9 protein-coding genes are annotated in these 6,111 nt (G+C 37.7%); 7 read left to right on the top strand and 2 right to left on the bottom strand.

What is annotated here, in order from left to right:
- Both F6K20_RS20920 and F6K20_RS20915 read right to left on the bottom strand, forming a co-directional pair.
- A partial coding sequence (locus tag F6K20_RS20920; RefSeq protein ID WP_287295911.1) for a hypothetical protein occupies positions 1–461 on the bottom strand: 461 nt, incomplete at its 3' end.
- A 65-nt stretch (positions 462–526) separates the two neighbouring features.
- The gene (locus F6K20_RS20915; RefSeq protein WP_287295909.1) at positions 527–1,015 is read right to left on the bottom strand and encodes a hypothetical protein; all 489 of its coding nucleotides are present in this window, start codon (positions 1,013–1,015) and stop codon (positions 527–529) included.
- A gap of 68 nt (positions 1,016–1,083) precedes the next feature.
- Between F6K20_RS20915 and F6K20_RS20910 the strand changes: the two genes are divergently transcribed.
- The 7 genes from F6K20_RS20910 (at position 1,084) to F6K20_RS20880 (ending at position 5,021) form a co-directional block, all read left to right on the top strand.
- Positions 1,084–1,419 carry a DUF4326 domain-containing protein gene (locus tag F6K20_RS20910; protein WP_287295907.1) on the top strand — a complete coding sequence of 112 codons (336 nt, stop codon included), beginning with the start codon at positions 1,084–1,086 and terminating at the stop codon, positions 1,417–1,419.
- 56 nt (positions 1,420–1,475) lie between these two features.
- Positions 1,476–1,697 carry a hypothetical protein gene (locus F6K20_RS20905; RefSeq protein WP_287295905.1) on the top strand — a complete coding sequence of 74 codons (222 nt, stop codon included), beginning with the start codon at positions 1,476–1,478 and terminating at the stop codon, positions 1,695–1,697.
- A gap of 303 nt (positions 1,698–2,000) precedes the next feature.
- Positions 2,001–2,342: a hypothetical protein gene (locus F6K20_RS20900; RefSeq protein WP_287295903.1), complete on the top strand. Its 342-nt coding sequence runs from the start codon at positions 2,001–2,003 to the stop codon at positions 2,340–2,342.
- A gap of 67 nt (positions 2,343–2,409) precedes the next feature.
- Complete coding sequence (locus tag F6K20_RS20895) at positions 2,410–3,264, top strand: ATP-binding protein (protein ID WP_287295902.1); 855 nt, start codon at positions 2,410–2,412, stop codon at positions 3,262–3,264.
- Between the two features lie 355 nt (positions 3,265–3,619).
- A complete protein-coding gene (locus tag F6K20_RS20890) occupies positions 3,620–4,051 on the top strand; it encodes a hypothetical protein (protein ID WP_287295900.1) in 432 nt (143 codons plus the stop codon).
- Between the two features lie 66 nt (positions 4,052–4,117).
- Positions 4,118–4,549 (top strand): hypothetical protein, encoded by a 432-nt coding sequence (locus F6K20_RS20885; protein WP_287295898.1) that lies wholly within the window; start codon positions 4,118–4,120, stop codon positions 4,547–4,549.
- Between the two features lie 76 nt (positions 4,550–4,625).
- Positions 4,626–5,021 (top strand): hypothetical protein, encoded by a 396-nt coding sequence (locus tag F6K20_RS20880; protein WP_287295896.1) that lies wholly within the window; start codon positions 4,626–4,628, stop codon positions 5,019–5,021.
- Positions 5,022–6,111 lie beyond the last annotated feature (1,090 nt).

Here is a 6,111-nt window from a genome sequence, read left to right as displayed (position 1 = left end):
ATGAAATGATCTTGATTTGGATAAATTTCAGTAACTTGTTTATAAATCTCCTCAAGACCTTTATCTTCTGCCGTAAACCATGTAAATACCCAATGCCTTGGATACACTAATTTATTATTTTTTGGTGTCAGCCAAAGGCGATTGACTAAATATACCCAAGGATTATATTGAAAATAAGGATCACTGCGAAAACTATACCCAATTTTTAAGTGATAATATGGGTATCGATTATGTGCATCATCGATAATGCCGAAAAATTCATCAGGATACATTAAAATTGATGCTAGGTTAGAACCAAAAGATATATTGTAAATGTTCAGAAGTTTTTCTACGGCAGTGCATTTATTCTCAGTTTCAAGTTTTTCCAACAAGTCTTGCCATACATATGGAACCGCAGTCCAGAAATCTAAGTTAGCATAATGGTCTAGACGAAATGCTAATTTTCGAATTTCAGTAATCATAATTGTTGTTTCCCCTAACTCTATGTCTACATTATATATTAGAGTTAGGGGAAAGTCAAGCTAATTTAGAATAAATTCAGTTGCGTTTGCTGTGTGTCTAAGATCTTTGATGATTCCCACCAAATTAGAGCCCATCTTTCATCTACTAGCGGCGGTACACTATGAAGTTTTTTGGAATTAAATTCATAGATCACCCCACCCTTGCAATTATGCTCTAAGCCATCAATAACAAAAAGGTAGTCAGTACTACTTACTACAAAAGCTCGTGAACCATATATGGATGCATCTCTGTGAGATTTAACGCCTCCTCCTTTGGCATACTTACAGAGAAGCGACAATTTCCAGTTTGGGCAGAATCTTGACGCCAGTTTATCCATTCTTGGGTCAGTATGCGCTTTAACACATTTCAATGGTTTAACACTAATTAACTTATGTCCCAATGGGACTACCAGTCTTTTGTAATCTTGGGTATAGATGCTTTGTTCCAACAAATGAGCTTTTGACTCAGCCCACTCAACAAAGTCAGAAACTGATATCTTCGCAAGTGCCTGCATTTTTCTTGACTCTTTAAATCTACATATCTATAATATATACTAGATATGTAGATTTAGTGCGATGCAAAATGAAAGAAATTAAAATATTGAACAAGAGAGCCTCGTCCTATCTGCTAAAAAGCTTAGATGATACAGACATATACATTGGACGACCCTCTGTCTTGGGAAATCCATATAAAGTGGGGACATCCTCAAGGGATGAGGTCATCCAGTTGTATCGTAAGTGGCTGTGGGGAAGGATACAAGCAAACGATTCTGCTGTTATTGCAGAGCTAAAAAGAATCAAGAAACTTGTCCTCTCTGATAAACAGGTTAATTTAGTTTGTTGGTGTGCCCCGAAGCCATGCCATGGCGAAATTGTTAAAAAATGTATTGAATGGGTAATTGAAGTTGACAAATTCTAACGCCCACTCTACCATATATTCTAGAAATGTAGTTTAGTTTAGTTGAGCCTTGTGCTATGCCGAAACTTGTAGATTTAGAGATTGTACATCTGTCTAGTGACAATCAAGTTCTAGGAGACAGCTTAATTCTTAACTTTAATAAAAATTCTGGGTTAAATCCAGGGCAGTTTCAAATAGATCTGGACAGTGCTGGTATGTTAGTTGAGGTTCTGTCTAGTTATATCAATCATCATCTAGATCCTGAGTCTGATTCTGAGCCTGGCGGGAATCGTGAGTAGCCAATAGTGAAGTAATTAATAAACGCAAAGAGAGCATAGAGTTATAGAGTTGGAGTTGCTAGATCTCTCTTTGCTACCCACGAAAAGTGAGATATTTACATTATACACAAATATCTCTTGACAGCACCATCTCTATCATATATGATAGAGATAAGAAAGAAGGGCACAAGCGAGATATTTACATTATGTTATAAATATCCCTTGACAATCTCATCTCTATCATATATAGTAGAGATAAGGAAGAAGAAACAGATGTAGTAAGACTTCTCTTCTTCCCTGCCCAGCAGCTAATAGGCTAATCCCATGATAAAGCAAATTCGAACTTCTGCGCAACCTAAATCCTTAGATCTAGGCAAGCATCCTTTGGATCCAGATGTCCATGAGGCGAGTGATCTTGGCTTTACAGAGCAACAAGATCTATACGGATACGATCGCGGATATTTTGATGGATACAACAATTTACCGTGGACAGGTATGTGTGAGTATACAAAGATTGCTCGTCAAATTAACCCACTTAAATCTTCATGCAATGGAGAGTGCAAACGCAATTGCGGCTACTCTGTTGGCTACATGAATGGGGTCATAGATTCTCGCTTAGATAAGTCGGTATATGCATTTGCCGATTCTGAGCATACAGAATTTTAACTCTAAAATATATGGTAGATATTCATATCTACCATTGCACCTATCAACTGAACAAATGAGGAATAATATGTTTAAGAAAGCAGCGTCACGAGAGACATTCATTCGGCTCGCAATTTCTGGACCAAGTGGTAGTGGAAAAACATATTCTGCTCTTGCGATCGCAGCAGGATTAGGAAAGCGAACAGCTTTAATTGATACTGAACATGGCAGTGGCAGCCGATATTCAAATCGCTTTGAGTATGATGTCGCTGAATTATCTGACTTCCATCCGTATCAGTATATAAAGTTAATCGAGATGGCAGAAGGCTCTTATGACGTAATAATCATTGATTCGTTTTCGCATGCTTGGCTATCTATTCTTGAGATAGTTGATAGTAACTTTTCAAACTGGGCAAAAGCCCGGCCAATTGAGCGAAAACTTATAGATACAATATTGAGAACCAAATGCCATATTATAGCTACGATGAGATCCAAGACAGAATGGGTAATGGAATCCAGGACAAATAAAAAAGGAGTATCGACTCTTTCTCCACAGCGCATAGGATTGGCTCCAGTGCAGAATAATTCAATTGAGTACGAATTCGATATTGCAGGAGAAATGGATTACAACCATCTTCTAACCATCACTAAATCACGGGCGAGCAGCATATCTAATAAAACTTATCTATGCCCAGGTAAAGCTTTTGCTGATGATTTACAAGATTGGATAGATGACTTAAGCTCACCAACTCTACTTGACGCTCGGCCATGGAAAGACTGGGAAAGTCCAGAAGATGCTATAGAATGGGCACAAAAATTAATGCCTGAGATTTCGAGGGATTTTCTGGACTCTAAATGGCAAGAACTCACAGCTGAAGATGGCAAAAAGGCGTTAGCCTGGGTTCAATACATCCAAGAGACTCTAAAATCTGATTTCGAGTAATTTTAACTAGAAGGGGGATGCGCATCCTACACGCATATTCTTTGCTAATTAAATTAGGAGTTAATAGCATGCGTCAGTACATAATCTCGGATAAATCTGCTCAAGAGATAGATTTAATTATCTCTGATGAACGATTCGTGGGTTGGCTCAATGGACCAGTATTATTGAAAGTCAATAAAAATACCCAAGGTATATATAAATATCACAATAAAAATATTGTAGACAAAATATATCTTTATCGTAAGATTGGAAATCACCTTGATTTACCAGTTACAATCACATACATTAACGAGAATTAAAGCTCTATGGGGATGCGCATCCTACACGCATGATTGTTCATTTTTCTGGGAAAGTTATGTTTTCTACTATCTCGATTGAAATCGATGAATTCGGCACAATGAGTCTCTGCTTCTATGCCTCAGCAGGAATTAGTTTTGTTGTGGCAATTGATGATCTAGACATTCGCACTTTGAACAAAGTTACCACTGACTACCTGAAGCCAAAGATTTTATCCTATGAAGACTTTCACCCATTAGTAATCGATATTTGGAATCGGCTAAATGATGAATATAATCTGGATAAGCTAGTCCCCATTTATCGGATACGAAGGGAGATAGGAGCTAACTGCGATCGCCAAAAATTTAATGAATGGCTGCTAGAGATGCAAGCTAATGACATGATCCAGCTCCAAGGTGGAAGTCTTTACAACGGCACTGACGATCAGATTGAGGATTCTATATACACTGAGATATCTGGGCTTCGATGCTATGCCAAGCTGTTAGGCTAGAAACGACTTAATAATCCATGGGGGATGCGCATCCTACACGCATATTCATTTACTTTCTCCAAAACCATGTTTTCTGACATTGAAATCCAGGTTGATGATTGTGGGTATATGATCCTGCACTTTCATGGCTCTATATACGGGGAGTTCCTTGTTCCCCTTGATGAATCAGATGTTAATATGCTTGACAAAACTATTACTGATTTTTGCCAGCTAAGTACCTTATCTTACGAAGACTTCTGCCCACTAGTAATTGATATTTGGCATCAGCTAAACACTGAATATAATCTGGACAAACGAGTCCCGATTTATCGAATACGAAGACATATCGGAATTAGCTGCCGTCGTCAGCAATTCAATGATTGGTTGTTGAAGATGCACGCTGAGGGTTTAATCCAACTACAAGGGGGAAGTCTCTACAGCGGCACTGATGCTCAGATTGAAGATTCCATATACACTGAGTCATGTGGACTTCAATTTTATGTCAAGTTGTTAGATTAGAAATAAGCTAACGATCTATGGGGGATGCGCATCCTACACGCATGCTCACACATGCTGCAACATAGGACCAAAGAAAATGTCTAAGCTCTATACACTGTATCAGGATAAGTTCCCTTACTATGTCACAAAGTCACATGAAGAGGCAAAAGCCCGATTTGCAGAAGATGTAGCGATCGCACAAGCTACCCAAGATAAAATTTTGCCCAAGAAGTATACAAGTGATGAAATTTTTAACTATGACGATCAAATCTTTGAAAGTAATTACGGCAAAGTTAGCGTGGGATTCACGAAATGGCTCCAGAAAAAACTCCTTACTAACCAAAATAAAGATATCATGTATTTTGTAGGTCTTGATTACCTAAAGTTTCGTACATTTGATGTCGAGTGTGCTGTACATTTATTGAAACAACTTAATGAAGAAGCCTTCATCATTCATTTCCATATTTCTAATTATCAAGACAGGACAAGGTAGAGTTTCAAGATCTAAATAGAAGACTTTCCCTGGTCACACAAATCTGGCCAGGGAAAGTTACGGAGTAAATCACTAGAACATCAGACTAACATGAATCAATTATACCAGCAATTGTGGCTATGCCTTAGAAGAAAAACTCAAACCTGGAGGTTTAACTCAAATCTTGGCAGAAAGGCTTTCGGCTTAAAGAATAGGGCTGACGGACTATGCATAACCCAGATAAATAACAGTGAGTGCCTAGGCACTTATTTTTTGTTTAAGCACATCATAGAAGCGTTAGTAAAGAATGACTTGCCAATTGTTATCGAAGATATGGTCGTTTACACTGGATACATTTATAATACAAAAAAAGATTTTAGCGAAATTATATTTAATGAGATCTTCTTAGATGCGGTTAAAGGCAAATTGCGAATACATGAAATAATTTTGCAGCTATGTCCTAATGCTCAAATAGGCAAACGACTGGATTCTGAAATCTTGAGATACGAAGTCGAGCACCAAAGCAATCCAAATATACAACTATCTTATTCAGACGAGTATTTCAGCTATTCACATTTCTTGGAAGTTTGCGAAAATCTTAGGACTGATCACAAAACTCTTAAAATTATTACTTATTAATAATTCACAATGTTAATTATTAATGGCTTAGATGTTTGACACTTCTCAACAAGTAGAGCCGGAGGCAAATAAGTAGTATTGACTTTCTCCAGCTCTACTATATAATGTAGATATAGAGTTGGAGAGGTTTCATATGAGTTGTAAGCTATTGTACCCACAATATAAGCTTTTAATTAAAGAGACTTTTGTTTATGACAATATTAAACAGGTGGCGATAAACTGCGGCGCTATGTGGTTAAGTTGTCGTGAGTCTAAAAGGTCATTTTCAAATGAGGTAGTAGACGTGTATTTTAATAACTCTTTGCCTATGGCCAATAAATTCTCAGGTATATGGGAATGCGCAATGGCACGAATGGGCATCCGTTTCTACTCTCACCAAGGAGGAGAATGGGTAGAAGTCGCTGGTTTCTGCAAAAGATATAAGGAAGAGTTTCGAGGCGAACAAGTTTTAGTCGTAAGCGTTCCTGTCTTC

It is taken from the genome of Moorena sp. SIO2C4 (genome assembly GCF_010672485.1).
Classification (GTDB): domain Bacteria; phylum Cyanobacteriota; class Cyanobacteriia; order Cyanobacteriales; family Coleofasciculaceae; genus Moorena; species Moorena producens.
Note: the sequence above shows the minus strand (reverse complement) of the source record. Positions and strands in the feature narration are given on the sequence as shown.